This is a genomic window from Megasphaera sp. AM44-1BH (genome assembly GCF_003467125.1).
Lineage (GTDB): Bacteria > Bacillota > Negativicutes > Veillonellales > Megasphaeraceae > Megasphaera.
Genome location: NZ_QSFA01000010.1, coordinates 1 through 25,558, shown reverse-complemented (window position 1 = coordinate 25,558; position 25,558 = coordinate 1). Strand labels below are relative to the sequence as shown.

Genomic DNA, 25,558 nt, shown 5'->3' with positions numbered 1-25,558 from the left:
AAAACTTCAAAGGTGCTTATATTCTTGCCCGAAAATTCAATTCATCTTAATTATTAAGAATCATCAGAAAGAATGGTGCAATTCAGTACAAGATGCTTTGCAGAAACGATTGCATGCTCTTTTGAAAATTTGGAAAGCAGAAGTTATAGTAATCAATGAAGTTCAAGCATTAAAATATCATTTATGCCAGGAATGACACATAAATAATAAATATGTGGTGAAAGGGGAGGACGGTATGTTACAGATTGGGCTTACGGGAGGTATTGCTTCGGGAAAGAGCACGGTTGTAGCCATGCTGCGTCAGCTGGGAGCGGGGATTATCGACTGTGATCAGCTTGCCCATGATGTCGTGCGTCCCGGATCTTTTGGGCTGAAAGAGGTAGCAGAGGCATTCGGGCCGCAGGTTTTGTGTGCAGATGGTTCGATGGACCGGGCTTATATGGGCCGCGTTGTGTTTGGAAATAAGGAGAAAAAGGCTCAGTTGGAAGGTATTTTATTTCCTCTGATCCAGCGGGAAATTGATAACAAAATTGAAATAATTAAAACAAAAAAAGAAAATCCTGTTATTTTCCTTGACATGCCATTGCTATTTGAGATAAAATACGATTCGTACGTTGATGAAGCATGGCTCGTATATGTGGATCCGGCAACACAGCTTTCGCGGCTGATGGCCCGGAATCATTACACCAGAGACGAAGCAATGGCACGCATCCATGCTCAACTTCCTATTGATACAAAACGGTCATTGGCTCAGGTAATCATCGACAATACCGGTTCTTTGGAAGATACAGAAGAACAGGTGCGGTACGAATGGCGTGAACTGATGAAACGAATTCAATCTGGGGAGTAAGCAGTGAGACGGAGACATAATACAAAGGTAAAAATTATTGCAGCTGTATTGGTTGCCTGTTTCTCGGCATCGTATTTCTTTGGATGGAAAGACGATGTGATGCGTAAAATCGTATATCCTCTGCAATACGACTACATGGTTAGGCAGTATGCCTATGAAAACCATATTGATCCGGCGCTGGTAGCGGCGGTCATTCTGGTGGAAAGCAAGTTTGACCAGTCGGCTTCTTCTCATCGCGGCGCCAGTGGTCTGATGCAGATTATGCCTCAGACCGGGAAATGGATTGCTGAAAAGATGGGGATGGAGAATTTCCAGCCGGCTCAGCTGAACGACGTACAGACGAATATCAGGATGGGTACCTGGTATCTGGCATATCTTCTCAAAGAGTATGATGGCAACAAGGTTTTAGCTCTGGCTGCGTATAACGCTGGCCGCGGTCATGTCGATTCCTGGATGGAAGAATATGGCTGGGACAAAAACTTTGAAAAAGTTGAAGAAATACCCTTTACAGAAACGAGAGAGTATGTTAGAATAGTCTTGTTGAACGAAAGGCAATACAAAAAACTGTATAACTTTTAATTTCTTTTTTATGCGGTTGTGGCGGAATGGCAGACGCGCTGTCTTCAGGCGGCAGTGATCATCGATCGTGTGGGTTCAACTCCCACCAACCGCACCATTTTTTTGCCCTATGGATGATACATTGATTGAAACAGTCAAACAATGGAATATCACTTCGAGTCTCCCACTTCAGGTGGGAGATTTTAAGTTAACGGCAGAACAGCGCATGATACGGGAGAAGGAAAAGGATAAAGAATATCTGATCTTCCTGTATACGAATGCAGATAATGGCTGGACTGTGCGGGGAACCATCAATCCGGAAACGAATGAATTGTTTGTCCGTACGGATATAGGCATGCTGGAGTTTGCGCTGATTGAATTTATTACGGAAGATTTTAACAGCTTCCGTAATATGATAGAGTCCCGGCTTCCGGAACTGATTCGTACGTATTATGTAGACCGGGAAGAGAATTTCAGTGTCCTTTTGAAAAACAAAGGAATCACTACGGTGGACTGGGATTCGTTCCTGCCGGAATCATATGCTGGTTTCAGACGACTGATCCGTCCCAATGATGCCGTGCGGATCATCAACGGTTCCTACATGATCCTGGCTTATTATGATGCAGCGACACGCAGCGGGCTGTCTCTTATGTACAACATACTCCGGGATGATTTTTTCGCCGAACGGCGTATCCATAATTTCCCCAATCTGGTACATGATTTTGACAGCAGTGACCTGAAAGTACTCAAACGGGCATTACAGGAGCGGCTCTTGTCCGTACTGGACGCTATTGCTGCTGATTTAAAAGCGGCGGAATGAGTGTTTTTCATTGTCAGAAAACGCCGTTGGTGGTATACTTTAGTTAATTAGATGTAAACTTTTCTAAGAGTGGGTGTGAGCCCACTCTTAACTTTTACTTACATAGTTTCGTCGGGAAAGATACAGGTGAATTATGAGACGCGAACATATTGAAGAACTGGTAGCTGCGGAAGTAGAGAAAATCATTGCCGGTACGGCATTGGAACTCGTTGATGTGGAGTACGTCCGTGAACGTAACTGGTATTTGCGGGTCTTTATTGACAAACAGGGCGGCGTCGATCTGGAAGACTGCCAGGCCGTCAGCGAAAAGCTCAGTAAAATACTGGATGAAAAAGATCCCATCAGCGACAATTATCTTCTGGAAGTATCTTCCCCGGGATTGGACCGGGTCCTGAAAAAAGAAAAAGATTTTGTCCGTTACCAGGGCCGTGATGTCGATATCCATTTCTTCAAGCCCCATAATGGAACAAAACTTCTGACAGCTGTACTGAAAGGCCGCGATGGAGATGTCCTGACGGTCAGCCATGATGAAACGGAAGAAACGCTGGACATGAAAGATATATCCCAGATCCGGTTACATATTGATTTTTAGTGGAGGTACATGAAAGTGAATAAGGAATTACTCAATGCAATTGCCTATTTGTCCAAGGAAAAAGGCGTTTCTGCCGATGTCATCTGTGATTCGCTGGAAGCGGTCCTGATTACGGCTTATAAAAAAGAACCGGACGCCAATCCCAACGCCATTGTCGAATTAAACCGCCAGACCGGCGATTACAAAATCCTGGCTCCGAAAACGGTAGTGGAAACGGTAGAAGATGAAGATTCTGAAATTTCTCTGGCTATGGCACAAATCCTGAATCCGGAATATTCGGAAGGGGATGTCATCAACGTCAATGTAACGCCGAAGAATTTTGGCCGTGTTGCGGCCCAGGCTGCCAAGCAGGTCATGATCCAGCGGCTGCGCGAAGCCGAACGGAGCATCGTCTATGATGAATTTTCCAACCGCCAGGATGATATCATTACGGGGATCATCCAGCGCATCGAACAGCGGAATGTCTATGTCGATTTGGGAAAAGCAGAAGCGGTCCTGCCTGTTTCGGAACAGATTCCGACGGAAACGTATGCCATTGGCCAGCGCATCAAGTGTTATGTCGTAGAAGTGCGCAAGACGACCAAGGGTGCCCAGATCCTCGTTTCCCGGACTCATCCGGGCCTGCTCAAACGCCTGTTTGAACTGGAAGTCCCGGAAATTTATGATGGCGTTGTAGAATTGAAATCCGTCGCCCGTGAACCGGGACGCCGGTCGAAAATTGCCGTCTATTCCCGTGATGAGAATGTAGACTGTGTCGGCGCCTGTGTCGGACCGAAAGGGACACGGGTGCAGAATATCGTGACAGAACTGCAGAATGAAAAGATAGACATTGTAAAATGGGATGAAGATCCGGCAGTCTATATTGCCAATGCACTGAGTCCGGCTACGGTAGTTTCGGTAACAGTGGATGAAGCAGAAAAGACTTCCAATGTCGTCGTTCCGGATTATCAGCTTTCCCTGGCCATTGGCAAGGCCGGACAGAATGCCCGTCTGGCAGCCAAACTGACGAACTGGAAGATTGATATCAAGAGTGAAAGCCAGGCAGCGGAACTGGCGGAACAGAAAGTGGATGAACCGGCAGGTGAAGAGCTGGACGGCGATGGTCTGTTAGCGGATCTGGCTATGCCGTCTGCTCCGGAAGCGGAAGATGCAGCAGCTGGTAATGTGGAAACGGACCAGCATACAGAAGAGTAGGTGAAGCCATGAAAAAGAAAAAAATTCCGTTGCGGGTCTGTGCCGGCTGCCAGGAACAGAAGAGCAAGAAAGAGATGATCCGTATTGTACGCACGCCCGAAGGAAATGTCGAAATCGACAAGACAGGGAAAAAATCGGGACGTGGCGTGTATATCTGCCAGAATCCGGACTGCCTGGAAAAGGCATACCAGGAACACCGTCTGGAACGCTCTTTGAAAACGAAAGTATCTCCTGATATTTATGAAGAGCTCCGCAAGGATCTGGAATGACAGAGAAGGAACGGATCGGCAATCTTCTGGGTCTTGCCTGTCGGGCACGGAAGACGGTGTGCGGCGATTTTGCTGCAGAAACGTATTTGAAGAAACGTACCGTACCGCTTCTGTTTGTAGCCAGTGATGGCGGTGAAAATGCAGAAAAATACCGCCGCGTGGCTGCGCGCAGGAATATAGTGGTAGTAGATATATATACGAAAGAGGAACTGGGCAGAACTGTCGGGAAGTCTCAGAATGTAGTTGTACTACTGACGGACCGGGGATTTGCAAAAGCGATAGATGACGTGATGAAGGCGACGAAGAAGGGGGCAACCAGATGACGAAACGAGTATATGAAGTGGCAAAGGAACTGGGCGTATCGGCCAGCGATATCATAAAGACTCTGGGAGAACACAATATTAAAGCAACGAATTTTTCCGGTGTGGATGACCAGGCAAAGCATGTACTGGATAAGGCGTATGCACCGAAAAAGGAACATGCAGATGCCCATGGTGCAAGAAAAAAGGCGGCCATGCAGGCAGGGAAAAATAACGGTCAGAATGCCCGTAAAAATGAACAGCGGACAGAAAAGAATAACAAGAACCGGAATGCCCGTCCGCAGAATAATCAGGGACACCGGCCGGAAACTGAAAAGGGCAATGCAAAAAAAGAAGCACAGCCCCGCAATAATTTTAATCGCCAGCAGCAGAATATGAAGAAAAATCAGCAGGCAAACCAGAATAATCAGGGCAATCAGAATACGAACCATAAAGCGAACGGGAATGGTAAGAATGGCAGTCAGCCAGCCCATGAAACGGATACGAAACGGACGAAGTATTTCGGTCACAGCCAGCAGAACAATGCAGGCCGTAATGACAGCCGTAAGAACAATAAACATGGCGGATCTGCCGGTCATAATGGCAAAAACGGGTCGGGCAGCCAGAACCGGCCTCATACGCTCCTGTCCAATGTCCTGAATAAAGGCAAGAATAAGAACAAACGGAATAAGAACCAGCACGGCGGCCAGCATGCGGCCATGCAGGAAGCTCCGTCGAAAAAGAAGAATTATCCTACGTCTATCGAACTTCCGGAAACGATTATCGTCAAAGATTTTGCCGAACGGCTGGGCCGGGAAGTCAGCGAAGTCATCAAAAAACTGCTCATGGGCGGTATTATGGCTACTATCAATCAGGAAATCGATTATGATACGGCTTCTCTGATTGCTGATGAATTTGGTGTGGCTGTTACGAAAGAAGCACCGCCGGAAGATCCTACAGAAATTGAAGAAATCATCGATCCGCCTGAATCCCTTCAGCCGCGTCCCCCTGTTGTCACGATTATGGGGCACGTTGACCACGGCAAGACGAGTCTGCTCGACGCTATCCGTCAGAGTCATATTACGAGTCATGAAGCAGGCGGTATTACCCAGCATATCGGGGCGTATCAGGTCCGCTATGAAGGCAAGAAAATCGTATTCATGGATACGCCGGGGCATGAAGCCTTTACGGCAATGCGTGCCCGCGGTGCCCAGGTAACGGATATTGCCGTCCTCGTCGTCGCCGCCGATGATGGCGTTATGCCCCAGACGATTGAATCCATCAACCATGCCAAATCGGCAGGAGTTCCGATTATCGTGGCCATCAATAAAATCGATAAAGAAAGCGCCAATCCCCAGCAGGTCATGCAGCAGCTGACAGAATATGGCCTGATCAGTGAAGAATGGGGCGGCGATACGATTATGGTCCCCGTTTCGGCCCATAAAAAAATCGGTCTGGATGATTTGCTGGAAAATATTCTGGTCCTGGCAGAAGTGCTGGATCTGAAAGCCAATCCGAACCGTCCGGCCCAGGGTGTCGTCATCGAAGCCAAACTGGATAAAGGCCGTGGTCCTGTAGCTTCGGTACTGATCCAGAAAGGGACTCTCCATGTAGGGGATACGATTATCGTCGGCTCCTGCTACGGCAAGGTCCGGGCCATGACCAATGAACGGGGAGAACAGGTCAAGAAAGCAGAACCGTCTATCCCGGTTGAAATACTGGGCCTTAATGATGTACCGGAAGCCGGGGATATCCTCGATGCAACGGATGAAAAGACAGCCCGTTCTGTGGCAGAAAAACGACTGGAAAAGAAACGGTCTTCTGAATTGCACGTCAATGCCAAGGTTACTCTGGATGATCTGTTCAATCAGATCCAGCAGGGCGAATTGAAAGAATTGTCCCTCATTGTCAAAGGCGATGTACAAGGGTCCGTAGAAGCTCTGAGCCAGTCGCTCATGGCCATCAAGAGTGATGAAGTCCGTATTTCCATTGTCCATGCCGGCGTAGGTGCTATCAATGAATCGGATATCATGCTGGCATCGGCATCGAACGCCCTCATCATCGGTTTCAATGTCCGTCCTGATGCATCGGCCCGCAAGGCTGCTGAACATGAAAACGTCGATATGCGTACGTACCGGGTCATCTATGATGCCATCAACGATGTCGAAGCGGCTATCAAAGGGATGCTGGAAAAGAAATACGAAGAACATATTACCGGCCGGGCGGAAGTACGCAAAGTCATTACAACTCCGAAGGTCATTGTCGCCGGTTCGTATATTAAAGAAGGCAAGATCACCAGCACGTCCAAAGTGCGCCTGATCCGCAATGGCATCGTCGTCCATGAAGGCGAAGTAGACGGTCTGCGCCGCTTTAAAGATGATGTCAAGGAAGTCGCCGAAGGATATGAATGCGGTATTACACTGGAAAATTACCGTGATATCAAGGAAGGCGACGAAATCGAAGCGTACGAAATGGTAGAAGTCGAACCGGAATAAAGTGAGGGAAGACAACTATGGGAGAATTACGAGTACGTAAAATACAGGAATTTATCAAACAGGAAGTTTCCAATATCATCTTGCGGGAGCTGAAAGATCCGCGCATCGGGTTCATTACGGTAACCGATGCACGGATTACGGGCGATTTGCGGGAAGCGACGGTATATGTCAGCCTGTTTGGCAGCGATGCCGAAAAGGCCGATACGCTGAAAGCTCTCAAAAGCGCAAACGGGTATATCCGTTCCGAGGTCGGGAAACGGCTGGGAATCCGCTATTCTCCGACTATTGAATTCAAGGAAGATACGTCCCTGGATTACGGAATGAAAATCGATAAGATTTTGCGCGATATAGAAAAGAAGGACTGATGTCCATGACTATTACACCAGAAGAAATCCGGCATCTGCTGCAAGGCTACAGCCATATCCTGCTGACAGCCCATGTCAATCCCGATGGTGATGCCATTGGTTCCCTGGCTGCCATGCAGGATTATCTGGACCGCCTGGGCAAACAGGTCGTCACGGTCGTAGACGATGACATTGACGACAAGTTTTTCTTCCTGCCCGGTGTCAGCCGGTTTAAAAAGCCGTCTGCTGTCCATACGGATGATTCTTGGCTGACGGTTATTCTCGATGCGACGTCAGCTGACCGCTGCGGTGCTGCTGAATCCTTGATTCATGGTGCCGTGCTGAATATCGACCATCATATCTCCAATGCCCATTTTGCCCGGTATGAATATGTCCGGCCCGAATGTGCAGCGACGGGTGAAATCCTGACACAGCTCTTCCTTGCCTGGGGAGACGGATTGAATCAGGCGGAGGCTATGGCCCTGTATATGGCTATTGCCACAGACAGCGGGTTCTTTAAATTCAGCAATACGACGGGACAGACCCTGCGTATGGCAGCGGCTCTCGTAGACGCCGGTGCTATGCCCCATGTCATTTCGGAACATCTGGAAGCCCAGTCTCTGATAAAGCTTCATGCCTTGTCGGAAGTGCTGAAACATATAGAATTGTTCGGTGATAACAAAGTAGCCGGTATTACTTTTTCTCCCGATGTCCTGAAGTATACAGGAGAACACACGGGCGGATATATTGATTATGCCCGTACGGTCAAAGGGGTAGATGTAGCCTTTACGGTAAAGTATATCAGCGATGAGGAAACCAGGGTCAGCCTCCGTTCCAAAAAGGCCGATGTCAATGCCATCGCTGCCGTCTTTGGCGGCGGCGGTCATGTTCGCGCGGCAGGATGTACCATCGGGGCGCCTCTGGAAAAAGCAAAGAAAATGCTCATAAAGGAAATTTTAAAGACCGTATGATACAAGGAATTGTCAATGTGTTAAAACCGACTGGCATGTCCAGTCATGATATAGTAAGTCAGATGCGCCGTATCTATGAGATGAAAAAAATCGGTCATGCCGGTACGCTGGATCCATTGGCGGCAGGCGTACTGCCCGTATATCTGGGGCAGGCAACGCGGCTTATCGAATATGGAGACAGCGATACAAAAACGTATCATGCAGAATTCCTGCTGGGAATTGCGACCGATACAGAAGATATTACCGGCCAGGTCGTAGACCGGAAACCCGTTCCCGCTGTGAGCACTGCAGACATGACAGCGGCTCTGCAGCATTTCAAGGGCACCATCAGACAGACGCCATCACGGTATTCTGCCATCAGCATTCATGGTGTGAAGGCATATAAACTGGCCCGGAACCATCAGGATTTTACCCTGCCGTCCCGGGATATCACCGTGCATGATATACGGCTCTTATCCTGGCAAGGACACCGCGGTACCCTGGCCGTGACCTGCTCCAAAGGGACCTACGTCCGCTCTCTGATCCGTGATCTCGGTGAGTACCTGGGAACCTGTGCCTGTATGTCGTATCTGGTGCGCGTACAGGCCGGCGTATTCACCATCGAGGATGCGGCGACACTGGAAGAACTGACCCGTGACCCGCTGCGCTATGTCCTGCCATCCGATGCGTCCATGGGAGCCGTGAGAAAAGTGACGCTGCCCCGGGAAAAATGCCTGTATCTGCTGCAGGGCCGGCCTGTCCCCTTTGCCGGCCGGCAGATGACGCACGGTGAAATCCTGCGTATTTATACGGAACAGGGCGGGCTTACGGGAATTGCCCGGTTCGATAAAGAACATCATGTCATCCGTCCGCACAAAATGTTTGCGGATTCATTGTGAGGTAATTGACGATGCAAGTATTTCATTCTTTTGAAGAAGCGCAAGACTATACGGCGACGGTAGTGGCTCTGGGAACGTTTGATGGCGTACATCTGGGACATCAGATGGTCATGAAGACGGCCATTGATACGGCACGCAAGATGCAGGCCAAAGCCGTAGTCGTGACCTTTGCAGCTCATCCGCTGTCCGTACTGTGTCCGGAAAAGGAACCGGTACGTCTGGCTACGGTGCAGCAGAAAGAGCGGTATATACGAGAACTGGGGCTGGATGGTCTCGTGCTTCTGCCCATGAATCGTCATCTCATTGATGAATCGCCGGATGAATTCTGCCAGCAGTTGCTGGATTATCTGCATCCCCGGTCGGTCGTAGTGGGGGCCAATTTTACCTATGGTGCCAAAGCAGCAGGCAATACGGAAACGCTGAGGGCTTTTATGGATGCCCATGGGGTGCCGGTCCAGGTACTGCATCTGCTGGAACGGCCCGGCAGGGCAACTCCTATCAGCAGCACGGTCATCCGCAAACTAGTCCTGCTGGGACATATGGAAACAGCGGCCGGTCTGTTGGGCAGGCCCTTTGAAATCGAAGGTCTGGTCGTAGATGGAGATCACCGGGGGCGGACTATCGGGTTTCCGACGGCCAACATGGAAATCGATCCCTGCATGGCCATACCGCCTGATGGTGTATATGCAACTGATGTATTTGTCGATGGAGCCTATCGGCCTGCTATGACCAATATTGGTGACAATCCGACTTTTACCAATCAGACCCGCCGGATAGAAACGCATATCATTAACTGGCAGGGGACCGTTTATGGACGATCCTTGTGTGTCCGCTTTTATAAGCGTCTGCGTCATGAAATCACCTTTCAGACGACGGAAGCATTGCAGCGTCAGATGATACAGGATCAGGAAGAAACATTGAACTATCTGAAACGGATATAACCGGGTCTGCCCGTCAGGGCAGGCTCTTTTTTTAATCTGATTTTAATGTTATTTTAATTTAATTCTCATCCGACTTAAATTGAATTTATAGCATAACAATGATATAATTAAAGCATAGATAAAGGTTGCGTTCAGTTTTGCGAAGGAGTGGTAGAGTATGGAATACAAATTTTCAGATCTTGCAAATGGATTAAAAGCTTCGGAAATACGTGAACTGTTAAAATTGACAGCCCAGCCAGAAATTATTTCGTTTGCCGGCGGTCTTCCGGCTCCGGAATTATTCCCTCTGGAAGAATTAAAGAAGGTAGACATTGAAATTATTGATAAAGACGGGAAAGCGGCTGTACAATATGGCACGACTGAAGGTTATGTACCACTGCGGCAGCATATCTGTGAACGGATGAAAAAATCGTTTATGGTCGATTGCGGAGTCGATGAAGTTTTTATTACATCAGGGTCACAGCAGGGCCTGTCCTTTATCCCCCAGATTTTTATCAATCCGGGCGACATCATGCTGGTTGAAAGTCCGACCTATCTGGGCGCTCTCAATGCATTCAAACTGTGCGGACCGAAGTTTGTAGAACTTCCGACCGATGACAAAGGCGTCATTCCGGAAGAATTAGAAAAAATCCTGAAAAAATATGGCGATAAGATCCGCCTGGCCTATGTCATTCCGGAATTCCAGAATCCGACAGGGGTAACGTGGCCTATCGAACGGCGTAAAGCGTTCATGGAACTCATCAACCAGTATAACTTCCCGGTTATTGAAGATGATCCGTACGGCGAACTCCGCTATGATGGCGACAAAGTTCCGTCTCTGAAATCAATGGATACGAAAGGCAATATTATATTCCTCGGTTCGTTCTCGAAGATCATGATGCCAGGTCTGCGTGTAGCCTGGATGGTAGCAGATCCGGCAATCATCGATAAATGCGTCAAATACAAACAGGCAGCGGATTTACAGACGTCGTCCTTTGCACAGCGCCAGGTATCTTTCTTCCTCGATATGTTTGATATCGATGCTCACATCAAAGATATTTGTGCCCTTTATGGCAAACGCCGCACCCTCATGCTCGACAAGATGAAAGAATACTTCCCGGCTGAATGCAAATTCACCTATCCGGAAGGCGGTCTCTTTACCTGGGTTGAACTGCCAAAAGGCATGGATGCCAAAGAATTGATGCCGAAAGTACTGGAAAAGAAAGTTGCCTACGTACCGGGCGGCGCTTTCTATCCGAATGGCGGCGGAGAAAACCATTTCCGCATGAACTATTCGTGCATGCCGGAAGATAAGATCATTGAAGGCGTAAAACGTCTGGGCGATGTACTGAAAGAAGAAATTGCCAAGATGAAATAAGGACTGAACGCAGAGAGCAGGGCAAGGAGAAAATTCCTGCCCTGTTTTTGTATGCCGCACAATTTTGTGCCATTGGGAGACTATTGTTATTTGCAATCTCTTTATGTTAGTGTTATAATTTGACCACTGGGGAGTAATATTAACATAGGGGTGATTTACATGACAAAATTTTCTGATTTTGCAAACACATTAAAGGCTTCTGATATTGCGGAACTGCTGGAACTTACGGAAAAACCGGAAGTGATTTCATTTGCAGGGGGGCTGCCGGCACCAGAGTTGTTCCCGATTGAAGAAATGAAACAGGTCGATCAGGCAATTTATGAAAAAGAAGGCCGCAAGGCTGTTCAGTATGGTACGACAGAAGGGTATGTCCCGCTGCGTGAAGAAATTGCCAGACGGATGAAGAAGTCTTTCTTTGTAGATTGCCAGCCGAAAGATATTGTCATTACGACGGGGTCACAGCAGGGGCTGTTCATCCTGTCACAGATTCTGGTCAATAAAGACGAAACGATTGCTATGGAAAGTCCGTCTTACATGGGTGCTATCATGGCTTTTAATCCTGTAAGACCTAATTATATTGAAGTACCTACGGATGACAAGGGGATTATTCCGGAAGAACTGGATAAAATCCTTGCTACAGACAAAAGCGTCCGCATGATTTATGTTATTCCTGAATTCCAGAACCCGACAGGTATTACCTGGCCGGTAGAACGCCGGAAAGCATTTATGGATGTCATCAACAAGTATGATGTGGTAGTCGTCGAAGACGACCCTTACGGTGAAATCCGCTATGACATCGAAAAGCTGCCGTCCCTGAAGTCCATGGATACGCAGGGGAAAGTCGTATTCCTAGGCTCATTCTCGAAGATTTTCATGCCGGGCCTGCGCTTAGGCTGGACAATTGCTAATCCGGAAATTATCGATAAATTCGTCAAATTCAAGCAGGCCGTCGATCTCGGCACTTCGACGTTTGGCCAGCGCCAGGCCGCATACTACTGCCAGATGTTTGATATGGATGCTCATATCAAAGAAATTAACGCTTTGTATGCCAAACGCCGCGATCTCATGTGCGAATCGATGAAAAAATACTTCCCTGCGGAATGCAAGTTTACGTATCCCCAGGGCGGCCTCTTCACATGGGTTACCCTGCCGGAAGGCATGGATGCCAAAGAATTGATGCCGAAGTGCCTGGCAAAGGATGTAGCCTATGTACCGGGCGGTATTTTCTATCCCAATGGCGGCAATGGCAATCACTTCCGCCTCAATTATTCCAATATGCCGGAAGACCGCATCGTAGAAGGCATCAAACGGCTGGGAGAAGTACTCAAAGAAGAATTATCGAAATAATCTGTGAATGTCTGGAAGATTTCATGACAAAGGGCGTGCCGCTGGCATGCCCTTTTTTTAGAGAGGAGAGTTAGTTTTGCAGCCTTTAGATGTCCTGAAACAGTATTTTGGCTATTCGTCTTTCCGGCCTGGCCAGAAAGAGGTGATTGCTACGCTCATGGAGCATCGCGATTGTCTGGCTATTATGCCGACTGGTGCCGGTAAATCACTTTGTTTCCAGATACCAGGATTGCTCATGTCCGGTCTGACGCTGGTTATTTCTCCGCTCATTTCGTTAATGAAAGATCAGGTAGATGCACTCCTGGCACAGCATATACCGGCTGTATTCATTAACAGCCAGTGCACGCTGGAAGAGTCGAGACAGCGGTTTTCCGAGATCCGCAGCGGCCGGGTCAGGCTCGTCTATATTTCTCCGGAACGTCTGCAGAATGAGTTTTTTACGAGTTTCATGCAATCGATGCCCATCGATATGGTCGTCATCGATGAAGCTCACTGTGTATCCCAGTGGGGGCATGATTTCCGGCCCGGATATTGTGCTATCCGTCCCTGGATTGAGGCCCTGCCCCGCCGTCCTGTGGTGGCAGCGTTTACGGCAACGGCGACTCAAAAAGTCAAAGAAGATATGATGACACTGCTGGGCCTTAAGGATGAACGTGTCTTCATCGGTGGATTTGACCGGCCGAATCTCTATTTCCGCGTCGTCCGCGACGTGGACCGGGATTCTTTTGTCCTGTCCTATCTTGCCCGCAATAAAGGGGACAGTGGCATCATTTATGCGGCTACGCGGAAAGAAGTGGATCGTCTGTACAAGGAAATAAAAGCACGCGGATATGCCGTAGGCCGGTATCATGCCGGCATGACCGATGGGGCGCGTAAAAAGGTACAGGAGCAGTTTACCTTTGATAAAATCCCGGTTATCGTTGCGACCAATGCCTTTGGCATGGGCATCGATAAGAGCAATGTCCGCTACGTCATTCACTATCAGATGCCTAAAAACATCGAAAGTTATTATCAGGAAGCGGGCCGGGCAGGCCGGGACGGGGCACCCGGTGAATGCATACTGCTGTATAACCGCCGGGATATCATGATTCAGAAATTTCTTATTGAAAATTCTGTCCATTCGCCAGAACAGCAGGCAAAAGAACTGAGGATGCTGAACGCTATGGTGGAATATTGTGAGACCCGGCACTGTCTGCGCCGGTATATTCTCCAATATTTTGGCGAAAAACCGTCGTGGGACCGTTGTGAAAATTGCGGTAACTGTGACCAGGAAGTTGTTAAAGAGGATACGACCCAGATTGTACGACCTATTTGCGTCTGTATTGATGAAGTAAAAGGCCGTTTTGGAATGACCATGGTCTGTGATATACTAAAAGGGAGTATGACCGCCCGGATCCGTCATTATGGTTTCCAGCGGTGTACGAGTTTTGGCATGCTCAGCAACTATACAGCCAGAGAAATCCGCGATATGGTCCGGCAAAGTCTGGAAGACGGGTTTGTCCAGCAGTCGGAAGGCCAATACCCGGTCCTTTCCCTGACAGCCGATGGACGGGACGTATTGAAAGGGCGGAAACGGGCCATACAGGAAATTGCCGTTGCGGCAGAAAAAGAACCGGCGGCCCGGCTGGTACGGAAGAAAAAGGCTGTATCGGAATCGATTGACGAAGAAGCCTGCCGGCCTCTCTTTGAGGTTCTCCGGTCGGTACGCATGGACCTGGCCAAAAAAGAACATATTCCGCCCTTTGTCATTTTCTCTGATGCCACGCTGTGGGAAATGGCGGCCAGCCGTCCCGTATCCGAAGAGGCGATGGCCCGGATCAAAGGCGTGGGTGAGTTCAAGCTGCACAAGTATGGCCGGGTTTTTTGCCAGGCTGTCCAGAATTTTCAAACTACACAGGAGTGATGTACATGAGTTCAGCTGATACACAGTATCTGGATATGGTAGAACGGATTTTAAAACAGGGATATTATTCCAATAACCGCACGGGAATACCTACGTATAAACTTCCTCACCAGATATTTCAATTCGACCTGGAAAAGGAATTTCCGATTCTGACTACCAAGTTCGTTGCGTTTAAAACAGCCGTCAAGGAAATCCTCTGGATCTGGCAGCTTCAGAGCAATGATGTACGGGAACTGCAGAAGATGAACTGCCATGTCTGGGATGAATGGATGCGCCCTGATGGCACCATCGGAAAAGCCTATGGATATCAGATACGAAAATACAAGCAGGTGGACCATCTGCTGGATATGCTGCGGCACGACCCGCAGAACCGGAGGATGATTGTCACGTTGTGGAATATAGAAGATCTGCCTGATATGGCATTGCAGCCCTGCGCCTTCCAGACGTTGTGGGATGTCAGTGACGGACGGCTCAACTGCATGCTGGTGCAGCGCAGCGGCGATATGGGACTGGGAGTACCGTTCAATATGACGCAATATGCCGTACTCATTCACCTCATTGCCCAGACGGTCGGCCTGAAGCCGGGACTGTTTACCCATGTCATCAATAATGCCCATATCTATGAAAATCATGTAGAGGCCATGAAAACGCAGTTGGCACGGCGCGGTCAGGCGTTTCCGGCGCCCCGCCTCTGCATCAATCCTGATATCCATGATTTCTACCAGTTTACCATTGACGACATTGCCCTTGATGGGTATCAGCATCTGGGGAAACTGCCGATGGAGGTGGCTGTCTGATGCTGCATATGATTGCTGCCGTAGACAGGGCCCGGGGAATCGGAAAGGATAATCACCTGCTCTGTCACTTGTCTGCCGATTTAAAGCATTTTAAGAATCTGACCATGGGGCACACGATGATTATGGGGCGGAAAACCTTTGAAAGTCTCCCGGGACTGCTACCGGGGCGGCCACACTGGGTCCTGACAGGACAGAAGGGCTACGAGGATACGCATCGCGGCATTACGGTATTTCATGATATGGATGATATGATGGGAGCTGTCCTGGACGATGAGGACTATTTCATCATTGGCGGCGCCTCCCTCTATACAGAATGTATGGGATGGGCTGACAGCCTGTATCTCACGGAAATTGATGCAGAACTTCCGGCTGATACATTTTTTCCCGAGCTGGACAGGACACGCTGGCAGGAAGTCGAACGGGAAACCCATGGGGCAGACGAACGCAATGCCCATCCGTTCTCTTTTGTACATTATTTGCGTAAATAAGGATTTTTATTATGCTTTTGTATCATGATAAAAATAAGAAATTGGTTGACATTGAATGTTTGGTATGATACACTACCTATTAGAGCTAGAGAATAGCTGCATTTGTTTTTTTTAGGAGGATTTTGTTATGCACGGTAAAGTAAAATGGTTCAGCGCAGAAAAAGGTTATGGCTTCATTGAAAGAGAAGATGGCGGCGACGTTTTCGTACACTTTTCCGCTATTCAGGAAGACGGCTTCAAATCCCTGACAGAAGGTCAGGAAGTTGATTTTGATATCGTAGATGGTGCACGTGGTCCGCAGGCTGCTAACGTAGTTAAAGCCTAATCGAGCGCTTTCAGGATATAGACCTTTTAACCGGTAACCTCATGGTTGCCGGTTTTTTTTTCGGAAAACGGGAAATAAAAATATTAGTGAATTTTACTGCATATTTATTGCATAAAAACTTGAAATATACACTTTCGTGTGCTATGATATACACATATTCAAGAGAATATACAGGATTGATTGCATATGGAGGGTGAATATATATGAAACACGTCAACAGCTTTGCCGATTATACGGCCGATGAATTAAAAGGAATATTACTTCTGGCAGAAAAAATCAAACAGAACCAGCAGGCTTTTTCTCATTTACTGGATGGGAAGAAACTGTATACGTTGTTTGAAAAAACGTCGAACCGGACGTATTTATCGTTCAATATCGGAATGGAAGAACTGGGGGGCAAGTCCTATAACCAGCTCTGGAAAGACAGTAATTTTACGATTGGTGATCTTCCCAGTGAAGTAAAATACGTAGGCCGCAACGTGGACTGCATTATGGGGCGGTTTAAAAAATCCGAAACGACCCATGGTTTCATGGATGCGTCCATCGTCCCGGTCATCAACGGCTGCGATAATACATTCCATCCGACGCAGGCATTGGCCGATATGCTGACACTGTACGAAAAGACAGGTCATTTCGACGTCAAGGTCCTGTATATCGGCGCAAAAAATAATACGTACAACTCTCTCAGCGAAATCGTCACTATGCTGGGCGGTAAGATGTATGGACTGACTCCGTTCAGCCAGGTCATGGGTGTCGGCGATGAGTTCTACGAAGGACTCAAGGCGACGGGTCATTATGAAGAACTGCCGGACAATATCAGCAAGGAAGATTTGAAGAAAGTAGTGGCTGATGTGGATTGCGTCTATACGGATACCTGGGTCGATATGGAATTTTTCACCAATCCCGACTATGCGGATAAGAAAAACAAGATTATCAGCATGATGATGCCGTATCAGATTGATGCGGATCTGATGGCTGGTACAGATACGATGGTCTTCCATGATATGCCGATTCATCCGGGTTATGAAATTACCCAGGATGTAATGGAACAGCATCTGGAAACGATTCTCGATGAAGCCGAAAACCGTCGTCATGCCGAAAAAGGTCTCCTCGTGTATCTGATTACGGGTAAACTGGACTGGTAAAATTTTTGTGGGCAGTGCCTCTATAAACCGGAACTTATGGTTTTGGGTTATAGGGGCATTTTTCTTAGAAAATGCTTGCAGAAATGACAGGGGATAGGTACTATTTGAATAGAGTACCATGACAGCGGTATAAGGAGTGATGTCGATGTATGATTTTGAGTTTTATGCTCCCACGCGGGTTGTTTTCGGCAGAGGAACGGAAAACAAAGCGGGGGCACTCGTGAAAGAATATGGCGGAACATCCGCATTGATTCACTATGGCGGAGGCAGTGCCGTCCGTTCCGGTCTGATCCAGCGGGTCAGGCAGTCCCTGGAAGAAGCTGGCATTTCCTATGTCGAACTGGGCGGAGTCGTTCCCAATCCTCATTTGTCGCTGGTGTATCAGGGCATTGAACTATGCCGGAAGGCCCATGTTGATTTCATTCTGGCTGTTGGCGGGGGCAGCGTCATTGATTCTGCGAAAGCCATTGCCTATGGGCTGGCAAATGATGGGGATGTCTGGGATTTTTACTGCGGAAAGCGCAAGCCCCGGGCCTGCATGCCGGTAGGCTGTATATTGACGATTGCTGCAGCAGGCAGTGAAATGAGCAACAGTTCGGTTATCACAAAAGAAGACGAAGGACTGAAGCGGTCCTGCAATACGAATCTGGCACGGGCCCGGTTTGCCATTATGAATCCGGAGCTGACCGTGACCCTTCCAGACTGGCAGACCCAGGCCGGGTGTACGGATATCATGATGCATACGATGGAACGGTATTTTACACAGGGCGGTAATATGGAAATCACCGACCAGATTGCCGAAGGATTGCTCCGCACAGTTATGAAATATGCGGTCATTCTCCATTCGCAGCCGGATCAGTATGAAGCGAGGGCGGAAATCATGTGGGCCGGCAGCCTGTCCCACAATGGCCTCACGGGATGTGGCAACGATGGCGGTGATTTTTCCTGTCACAAGCTGGAACATGAACTGAGCGGCATGTTCGACGTGACCCATGGTGCCGGGCTGGCAGCTATCTGGGGAACCTGGGCGCGGTACGTATATGGCGATTGCCTGCCCCGGTTTGTACGTTTTGCCAGACAGGTCATGGATGTACCTGAAGGGGCTGATGACATGATGGCCCTTGCTGGTATTGAAAAGATGGAGTCGTTTTATCATTCAATCGGCATGCCTACGTCTATTCACGAATTAGGTATCAGTCCTACGGATGATCAGCTAAGGCAGATGGCCCATCTGTGTGCCCTGGGATGCGGTGGTCATCAGGGATCGGCAAAAGTCCTGAATGAAGAAGATATGTACCGCATTTATAAAGCGGCCCTATGATCTGACCGGAGGCACGGTCAGAATTGATAACTTCACATTATACTAGTATAGCCTGCAAGGAGGATAATCTATGAAAATAGTAGTAGCCATGCCCGTAACGGAAGAACATAAAAAGTGGCTGAATGCAGCCGCCGGGGATTACCCGGTTTATTTTGCCGATAATCAGGCGGCAGTAGGAGTACAGGTGCCTGAAGATGTATTGTCTGATACAGAAATCATCATTGGCAATCTGGATCCGGAACTGGTGAAAAAAGCGCCGCATCTGCGCTGGATGCAGCTGAATAGTGCCGGGACCGGTGCGTACATAAAAAAAGGGGTCCTGCCGGAAGGGGCAGTCCTCACCAATGCGACCGGAGCCTACGGACTGGCCTTGTCAGAACACATGCTGGCCCAGCTGCTGGCGATGATGAAGAAATTATATGCCTATTATGATAACCAGAAGCAGAATCTGTGGAAGGATGAAGGCCCTGTAACGTCTGTGTATGGAGCCCGGGCGCTGGTTATCGGGTTCGGCGATATCGGCAGTGAGTTCGGCAAGCGCCTGAAAGCACTGGGAGCCCATGTAACCGGTATCCGCCGCCGCAGTACGGCCGTACCTCCGGAAGCGGACGAAATGGGAACGATGGATAAACTGGACGATTATCTGGCCCGGGCAGATATTGTGGCCACCAGCCTGCCTGATACACCGGCTACATATCATCTCTATAACAAAGACCGCTTTGCGGCAATGAAACAGGGCGCATGGTTCCTCAATATCGGGCGCGGCAACTGCGTCGTCCAGGAAGATCTGATTGAAGCTGTGAAATCGGGGCATCTGGCAGGGGCAGCCCTGGATGTGACCGATCCGGAACCGCTGCCGGCCGATGATCCTATGTGGCAGGTGCCGGGGATTTATATCACACCTCACGTTTCCGGCGGATATCATCTGAAAGAAACGCATGACCGGATTGTGCAGATTGCCTGTGAAAACTTAGAAGCGTATTTCTATGGCGGCAAGATGAAAAATATCGTAGATTTCCAGACGGGGTATAAGAAATAGGGAGGCGGAACATATGATTCAGACGATTGCTTTTATCGGTGTCGGCATTATGGGAAAGCCAATGGTACGGAATCTCATGAAGGCCGGTTTTTCTCTGCACATTTTTGCGCGGCATAAAGAAAAAGTCGAAGACGTCATAGCCGAAGGAGCTGCTTTTTATCCTTCAATTAAGGAATGCGTGCAGGGATGTGACGCGGTCATTACCATGGTCGGGTTCCCAAAAGATGTGGAAGAAGTATATTATGGAAAAAATAATATCTTTGATTCTGCTGAACCGGGAGCGTATTTAATCGACTGCACCACATCCAGTCCGTCTCTGGCAGTCCGGCTCCATGAAGATGGCAGCAAAAAAGGATTCCATGTCCTGGATGTTCCCGTCACAGGCGGTGAAAGCGGGGCAATCAAAGGTATTTTGTCTATGCTCGTTGGCGGGGACAAAGAAGATTATAAAGCCTGCATGCCCATTTTCCAGGCAGTGGGGACTAACATTAATTATCAGGGCAAAGCCGGGAATGGCCAGCATGCCAAAATGGCCAACCAGATTCTCGTAGCCGGTGCGCTGAGCGGAGTCTGCGAAGCACTGGCCTATGGGAAAGCCCGTGGCATGGATCTGCAGGTTTTGTTTGATTCGCTGTCCACAGGAGCCGGCGGCAGTGCCCAGTTTTCTGCCCTCGGTCCTAAAATTCTGGCAGGCAATTATCAGCCGGGATTTTTTATCAAGCATATTATCAAGGATTTGAAACTGGCTTTACAGGAAGCGGATACCTTGGGGCTGAAGCTGGATATGGTACCGGAAGTGCTGGCTGATTTTGAAGACCTGGCTGCCAAAGGCCATGAAAACGAAGGATCCCAGGCACTGATTAAGCATTATATTGATATGGAAAAATAACCGGGTCTGATGATACAGACGATAGGAGGCAGAGCTGCAGCGGAATGAGCGTTTTATTTATTCTGCTGCAGCTTTCGCTATTTTCTGATGGTACTTGACAAAATTCCCGGTTCTTTATATACTTCACTTAGTTGAACTTTCAACTAAGATAGGAGGAGACAGGATGCCATCATTACGAAGTCCTTTGTTGAGGGAGATAGGTGCTATATATCGTAGTATCCAGTCTATTATGGAGCTGCGGTTTCGCAATAAGCAGCTGCAGCGCGGACAATTTATTTTTTTAACACGTATTTGTGAACACCCCGGCATAAAGCAGGTTGAGCTGACCCGGATGTGCCGCGTCGATAAAGGCACGACAGCCAAGGCTGTACGCAAGCTGATGGAAGCCGGATATGTTCTGCGCAAACCCGATTCCCGTGACGGACGGGCGTGGAATCTGTTTCCTACAGAAAAAGCCGGACAGGTATATAAAGAGATTCTGGCAGAAGAAAACCGCGAGCTGGAGGTCTGTGTCAAGGGCATGCCGGCGGAAGAACAGCGCCTGCTTTTAGGTCTTATTGAACGTGTCCAGAATTCAGTTGAAACGGACTGGCTTTTATTTCACGAACACAAGAATCCTTCTGATATGAGAAAGGAGACAGAATGATGGAATTTAGAAAAGCGGAGAAAAACGATATGGTACGTATTATGGAACTGATCCGGCAGGCCAAGGCGTTTTTAAAGGCAAACGGCGTCGATCAGTGGCAGGATGGATATCCGGAACAAAGGGATATTGAAGGAGATATCCGGGACGGAATCGGCTATGTTCTGACTGATGATGATGTAATTATAGCGTATACGGGAATTGATTTCCGCGGTGAACCGGCTTATAAGTCTCTGCGCGGCCAGTGGCTGAATGAGGAGCCGTATGCCGTCATTCACAGGACTGCTGTGGACAATGCTGTCAAAGGCAAAGGGCTGGCACAACATTTGTTTGCACAAGCGGAACGGATTGCCCGGGAAAGAGGAGTCTATAATATCCGCATTGATACGGATGAAGACAATAAAGTCATGCGTCATGTCATTGAAAAAATGGGATTTGTCTATTGTGGCGTTGTCATTTTTGCCAACAGTCCTAAGATTGCATTCCAGAAATGTGTCCATCCGTCCCAGGACCGGTAACGGCTTATCGAGAAATAGGCGGAGATGCCTGTTTGAACGTTGCTTATCAGGATAGAATATGATACCATTAATGTGAATTAGACATAATCATGTGCTATAACTGTGGGGAGAGATGAATATGGCCCAACGAAGAGATATTCACAAAGTGTTACTTATCGGCTCCGGCCCGGCAGTCATCGGACAGGCTGCTGAATTTGATTATGCGTGTTCTCAGGCATGCAGTGCCCTGCGCAGCCTGGGGTATGATGTAGTGCTTGTCGATTCAAACCCGGCAGCCGTTGCGACGGACCCGTCTGTGGCGGATCAGACGTATATAGAATCGCTCAATGAAGAATGTCTGACCCGGGTGATTGAGAAGGAACGCCCTGATGCGCTGCTGCCTGCTATGGGTGGACATATGGCAATCCACGTATGTGCCGGATTAAATAAAAAAGGCATCCTGGCACAATACGGGGTTCGCGTCATCGGCATACCGATGGATGTTGTCGAACGCGGGGAAAACCACAATGCTTTTAAGAAAGCCATGGATGAATCAGGCCTTACGACTGCCCGCAGCATTGCTTGTTCCAGTGCGGAAGAAGCCGCTGCGGCAGCAGAAAAAATAGGATACCCTGTCGTGCTCCGGCCGGCGTACACTTGTGGCGGCAGCGGAAGCGGCATTGCGGAAGATGAACCATCGCTTCGTGCCCTTTGTGCCCGCAGTCTGCAGCCCGGTCAGGTTCATCAGGTCCTGGTAGAAGAAGCGCTGACAGGATGGAAAGAGCTGGAACTGGTATTGCTGCGGGATGCGGAACGTACAGTAGTACCGGTATGCTTTATTGAAAATATAGATCCGGTGGGCATCCATTCGGGAGATTCTGTTTCTACTATTCCTATGATGACTGTGCCGGATGATGTGCAGCAGGAGCTTTTGCGTCAGGGTAGCATGATTGCCGGGCATATGGGAATTATCGGCAGTGCAGATATAAAATTTGCCTGGAACCGGCACGATGGCCGGATTGCGGTCCTTTCCCTCAATCCCCGTATGTCCCGTTCGTCTGTACTGGCTTCAAAGGTGACTGGCATTCCTGTTGCCAGCGTTTCAGCCAGACTGGCAGCAGGCCTGCTGCTTCGTGAAATCCCATGTGCTGTCTGGGGGACGATGGACCAGTATCAGCCAGACCGGGATACTATCGCCGTGAAATTCCCACGCTGGGATCTTGAAAAATATGATGGCGCAAACGACGTACTGGGAACGCAGATGCGGTCTGTAGGCGAAGTCATGGCCATGGGCAAAACCTTTAAAGAATCATTGCAAAAAGCAGTCCGTTCTCTGGAACAGGGCCGGTATGGGCTGGGGCAGGACAAGATATTCCTGCCAATGACTTCCGATGAACTGATGCAGCGGCTGGCAGTGCCTTCGTCAGAACGGTATTTTATGATGTATGAAGCGCTGCGCAAAGGAGCTGCCCTGGAAGAAATACAGAATAGTACACACATTCATCCCTGGTTTATTGAACAATTTAAAGAACTGGCCGATGAAGAAAATGCCCTGGAAAAATCGAAGGGGACGATGCCGGCTGATACGGTTCTGGTACAGGCAAAGAAAGACGGCTTTGCTGATGCCTATCTGAGCCAGATTCTGGAAATACCGGAAGATACTATCCGCACGCGCCGGCAGTCTCTGGACCTGACAGAAAAATGGCAGGCCGCCGCTGTCAGCAGTGCTATGCGGCAGACTGGCTGTTTCTCTACCTATAATGGAGAAAACCATTATGCCGTACGTCAGGGGAAACCTAAAATTGTCGTACTGGGCAGCGGCCCTGAACGCATTGGCCAAAGTCAGGAATCCGATTATGGATGTATCCGGGCGATAGCTGCACTCAAAAAATCGGGATTTGAAACGATTATGGTCAATTGTGATCCGGCAGCTGTATCTACAGGAGCTGATGCGGCAGATACGGTGTATGTGGAACCACTGACTGTCGAACACGTGCTGGGAATCTGCCGTCTTGAAAAGCCAATCGGTGTTATTGCCCAGTTTGGCGGCAGTGCTGCAGAAAAACTCATTCCGGCTCTACAGGCAGAAGGCATCCATATTTTGGGAACGAACCCGGATAGTCTGAAACTTGCCGGAGACTGGCACCAGTTCCAGACCATGATGAATAAGACGGGTATTCCTATGCCGGAGTCCGGTTCTGCCACGAGTGCGGAAGACGGGCTGACCATAGCAGGACAGATCGGGTATCCGGTAGTGCTGCATATGGGTACTACGAAGAAAATTGTTCATGATGCGGCCACACTGGAAATGATACTGCAGAAGGCAGATATTACGCCGGACCGGCCGGCATACATCGACCGTTTCCTGCATACGGCACTGAAATGTGAAGCCGACGCTGTCAGCGATGGCAGGCAGGTCTTTATACCGGCGGTCATGGAACATATTGAACTGGCAGGAATTCATTCCGGGGATAGTGCCTGTGTTATTCCAAGCCGTCATATTGCCGGGGAAGCACTGAATCAGATTCAGGAATATACGAAGCAAATAGCGTCAGCCTTTCATGTTACAGGATTAATGAACATCCGCTATGCTATTGAAGATGACCAGGTATATGTCCTGGAAGTCAATCTGGGAGGCTCCCGCACGATGCCGCTCGTTTCCAAACTGTGCCATATCCCGTTGCCGGAAGTGGCGGCGGAAGTTATGACATTGCCGCTTACGGGAAAGGCATCGCCCGTTCCTTCGTTAAAAGAAAGACATGTTCCTTTTTATGGAGTTAAAGAAGCCGTATTCCCATTCGATATGTTCCCTGAAGTGGATCCTGTACTGGGGCCGGAAATGCGTTCTACCGGTGAAGTATTGGGGTTGGCAAAGACATCAGGAGAAGCTTTTTATAAGGCTGAAGAAGCGGCAGGAGGAACATTGCCGCTGGAAGGAGCCGTACTTATATCTGTCAGTGATGCTGACAAACCCTATATTGCAGCCATTGCACAGGAATTTGCCGAAGATGATTTTGCTATCTATGCGACAGATAAGACTTTTGAATTGTTGCAGGCTGCCTGCATTCCGGTAAAACGAGCCAATAAGCTGGGAGAGGGCAGTCCCAATATAGAAGATCTCATTGCAGATGGAACGGTACAGATGGTAATCAATACACCATCTGTGCGTAAAGATGTAGCCGATGATGACGGCGCACTGCGAAAGGCTGCTGTCCGGGCTCATATTCCCTATGTAACGACCATTGTCGCTGCCAAAGCCAGTATGGAAGGCATTCATCGCATGATTACCCATGGCCGCAGCCCTGTATTATCGTTACAGGAATGGCAGCATAGCATTACAGATAAATAACAAAAGTCACAATCCGAATTTCCCGTAATGGAAGAGGTCGTTGTATTCTTTATGATACAGCGGCCTCTTTTGCCGTGTAACGGCCTTATAATGAATAAATCGAAATAAATGTCAAAAAAATCAGGATTTTTACTTGACATTACGCAAGGGATTTGGTAAAATATACAAGTCGTCGGGAGACAACAGAAACGAAAACGACAAGATGACCTTTGAAAACTGAACAATGCAACATACGAATGAACGCCAG

At 48.7% G+C, this 25,558-nt stretch carries 25 protein-coding genes and 1 tRNA gene; all 26 read left to right on the top strand.

Annotated features, from left to right (window positions below):
* The first annotated feature begins 235 nt into the window (after positions 1-235).
* The 26 genes from coaE to carB all read left to right on the top strand — a co-directional run bounded on the left by coaE (position 236) and on the right by carB (position 25,311).
* Positions 236-850 carry a dephospho-CoA kinase gene (gene coaE, locus DW949_RS07810; RefSeq protein ID WP_118022677.1) on the top strand — a complete coding sequence of 205 codons (615 nt, stop codon included), beginning with the start codon at positions 236-238 and terminating at the stop codon, positions 848-850.
* A 3-nt stretch (positions 851-853) separates the two neighbouring features.
* Entirely contained in the window at positions 854-1,429 is a 576-nt protein-coding gene (locus DW949_RS07805; RefSeq protein ID WP_118022676.1) for a lytic transglycosylase domain-containing protein, read from the top strand.
* Positions 1,430-1,441: 12 nt separating this feature from the next.
* Positions 1,442-1,526: transfer RNA gene (locus tag DW949_RS07800), tRNA-Leu, on the top strand.
* 24 nt (positions 1,527-1,550) lie between these two features.
* Entirely contained in the window at positions 1,551-2,228 is a 678-nt protein-coding gene (locus DW949_RS07795; RefSeq protein ID WP_233539537.1) for a hypothetical protein, read from the top strand.
* A 133-nt stretch (positions 2,229-2,361) separates the two neighbouring features.
* Positions 2,362-2,820 carry a ribosome maturation factor RimP gene (gene rimP, locus DW949_RS07790; protein WP_118022674.1) on the top strand — a complete coding sequence of 153 codons (459 nt, stop codon included), beginning with the start codon at positions 2,362-2,364 and terminating at the stop codon, positions 2,818-2,820.
* A 15-nt stretch (positions 2,821-2,835) separates the two neighbouring features.
* Complete coding sequence (nusA, locus tag DW949_RS07785; protein WP_118022727.1) at positions 2,836-4,014, top strand: transcription termination factor NusA; 1,179 nt, start codon at positions 2,836-2,838, stop codon at positions 4,012-4,014.
* 8 nt (positions 4,015-4,022) lie between these two features.
* Positions 4,023-4,283 carry an RNase P modulator RnpM gene (gene rnpM / locus DW949_RS07780; RefSeq protein WP_118022673.1) on the top strand — a complete coding sequence of 87 codons (261 nt, stop codon included), beginning with the start codon at positions 4,023-4,025 and terminating at the stop codon, positions 4,281-4,283.
* The gene (locus tag DW949_RS07775) at positions 4,280-4,606 is read left to right on the top strand and encodes a ribosomal L7Ae/L30e/S12e/Gadd45 family protein (RefSeq protein WP_118022672.1); all 327 of its coding nucleotides are present in this window, start codon (positions 4,280-4,282) and stop codon (positions 4,604-4,606) included. Before rnpM ends, DW949_RS07775 begins: the two co-directional genes overlap by 4 nt.
* Entirely contained in the window at positions 4,603-7,077 is a 2,475-nt protein-coding gene (gene infB, locus DW949_RS07770; RefSeq protein WP_118022671.1) for a translation initiation factor IF-2, read from the top strand. The genes DW949_RS07775 and infB overlap by 4 nt, the downstream gene beginning before the upstream one ends.
* 17 nt (positions 7,078-7,094) lie before the next feature.
* Positions 7,095-7,442: a 30S ribosome-binding factor RbfA gene (gene rbfA, locus DW949_RS07765; protein ID WP_059075762.1), complete on the top strand. Its 348-nt coding sequence runs from the start codon at positions 7,095-7,097 to the stop codon at positions 7,440-7,442.
* A 5-nt stretch (positions 7,443-7,447) separates the two neighbouring features.
* Positions 7,448-8,392 carry a bifunctional oligoribonuclease/PAP phosphatase NrnA gene (locus DW949_RS07760; RefSeq protein ID WP_118022726.1) on the top strand — a complete coding sequence of 315 codons (945 nt, stop codon included), beginning with the start codon at positions 7,448-7,450 and terminating at the stop codon, positions 8,390-8,392.
* The gene (truB, locus tag DW949_RS07755; RefSeq protein ID WP_118022670.1) at positions 8,389-9,270 is read left to right on the top strand and encodes a tRNA pseudouridine(55) synthase TruB; all 882 of its coding nucleotides are present in this window, start codon (positions 8,389-8,391) and stop codon (positions 9,268-9,270) included. The genes DW949_RS07760 and truB overlap by 4 nt, the downstream gene beginning before the upstream one ends.
* 11 nt (positions 9,271-9,281) lie before the next feature.
* Positions 9,282-10,211 carry a bifunctional riboflavin kinase/FAD synthetase gene (locus DW949_RS07750; RefSeq protein ID WP_118022669.1) on the top strand — a complete coding sequence of 310 codons (930 nt, stop codon included), beginning with the start codon at positions 9,282-9,284 and terminating at the stop codon, positions 10,209-10,211.
* Positions 10,212-10,368: 157 nt separating this feature from the next.
* Complete coding sequence (locus DW949_RS07745) at positions 10,369-11,568, top strand: PLP-dependent aminotransferase family protein (protein ID WP_118022668.1); 1,200 nt, start codon at positions 10,369-10,371, stop codon at positions 11,566-11,568.
* A gap of 159 nt (positions 11,569-11,727) precedes the next feature.
* Positions 11,728-12,915: a PLP-dependent aminotransferase family protein gene (locus DW949_RS07740; RefSeq protein WP_118022667.1), complete on the top strand. Its 1,188-nt coding sequence runs from the start codon at positions 11,728-11,730 to the stop codon at positions 12,913-12,915.
* Between the two features lie 76 nt (positions 12,916-12,991).
* Positions 12,992-14,818, top strand: a complete 1,827-nt coding sequence (gene recQ, locus DW949_RS07735) for a DNA helicase RecQ (RefSeq protein WP_118022666.1) — start codon at positions 12,992-12,994, stop codon at positions 14,816-14,818.
* 5 nt (positions 14,819-14,823) lie between these two features.
* Entirely contained in the window at positions 14,824-15,615 is a 792-nt protein-coding gene (locus DW949_RS07730) for a thymidylate synthase (RefSeq protein WP_118022665.1), read from the top strand.
* Positions 15,615-16,103 carry a dihydrofolate reductase gene (locus DW949_RS07725; RefSeq protein ID WP_118022664.1) on the top strand — a complete coding sequence of 163 codons (489 nt, stop codon included), beginning with the start codon at positions 15,615-15,617 and terminating at the stop codon, positions 16,101-16,103. Before DW949_RS07730 ends, DW949_RS07725 begins: the two co-directional genes overlap by 1 nt.
* A gap of 127 nt (positions 16,104-16,230) precedes the next feature.
* On the top strand, positions 16,231-16,428 hold the full coding sequence (locus DW949_RS07720; protein WP_059075770.1) for a cold shock domain-containing protein: 198 nt from the start codon (positions 16,231-16,233) through the stop codon (positions 16,426-16,428).
* Positions 16,429-16,631: 203 nt separating this feature from the next.
* Entirely contained in the window at positions 16,632-17,573 is a 942-nt protein-coding gene (locus tag DW949_RS07715; protein ID WP_118022663.1) for an ornithine carbamoyltransferase, read from the top strand.
* A 145-nt stretch (positions 17,574-17,718) separates the two neighbouring features.
* Positions 17,719-18,894 (top strand): iron-containing alcohol dehydrogenase, encoded by a 1,176-nt coding sequence (locus tag DW949_RS07710; protein WP_118022662.1) that lies wholly within the window; start codon positions 17,719-17,721, stop codon positions 18,892-18,894.
* 70 nt (positions 18,895-18,964) lie between these two features.
* Positions 18,965-19,933: a D-2-hydroxyacid dehydrogenase gene (locus tag DW949_RS07705; RefSeq protein WP_118022661.1), complete on the top strand. Its 969-nt coding sequence runs from the start codon at positions 18,965-18,967 to the stop codon at positions 19,931-19,933.
* Between the two features lie 13 nt (positions 19,934-19,946).
* A complete protein-coding gene (locus DW949_RS07700) occupies positions 19,947-20,822 on the top strand; it encodes an NAD(P)-dependent oxidoreductase (RefSeq protein ID WP_199595812.1) in 876 nt (291 codons plus the stop codon).
* Between the two features lie 163 nt (positions 20,823-20,985).
* Positions 20,986-21,468, top strand: a complete 483-nt coding sequence (locus DW949_RS07695; protein ID WP_118022660.1) for a MarR family winged helix-turn-helix transcriptional regulator — start codon at positions 20,986-20,988, stop codon at positions 21,466-21,468.
* Positions 21,465-21,983: a GNAT family N-acetyltransferase gene (locus tag DW949_RS07690; RefSeq protein WP_199595810.1), complete on the top strand. Its 519-nt coding sequence runs from the start codon at positions 21,465-21,467 to the stop codon at positions 21,981-21,983. Before DW949_RS07695 ends, DW949_RS07690 begins: the two co-directional genes overlap by 4 nt.
* Before the next feature lie 118 nt (positions 21,984-22,101).
* Positions 22,102-25,311, top strand: coding sequence for a carbamoyl-phosphate synthase large subunit (carB, locus tag DW949_RS07685; RefSeq protein WP_118022658.1), 3,210 nt, complete (start codon positions 22,102-22,104; stop codon positions 25,309-25,311).
* The last annotated feature ends 247 nt before the right edge of the window (positions 25,312-25,558 follow it).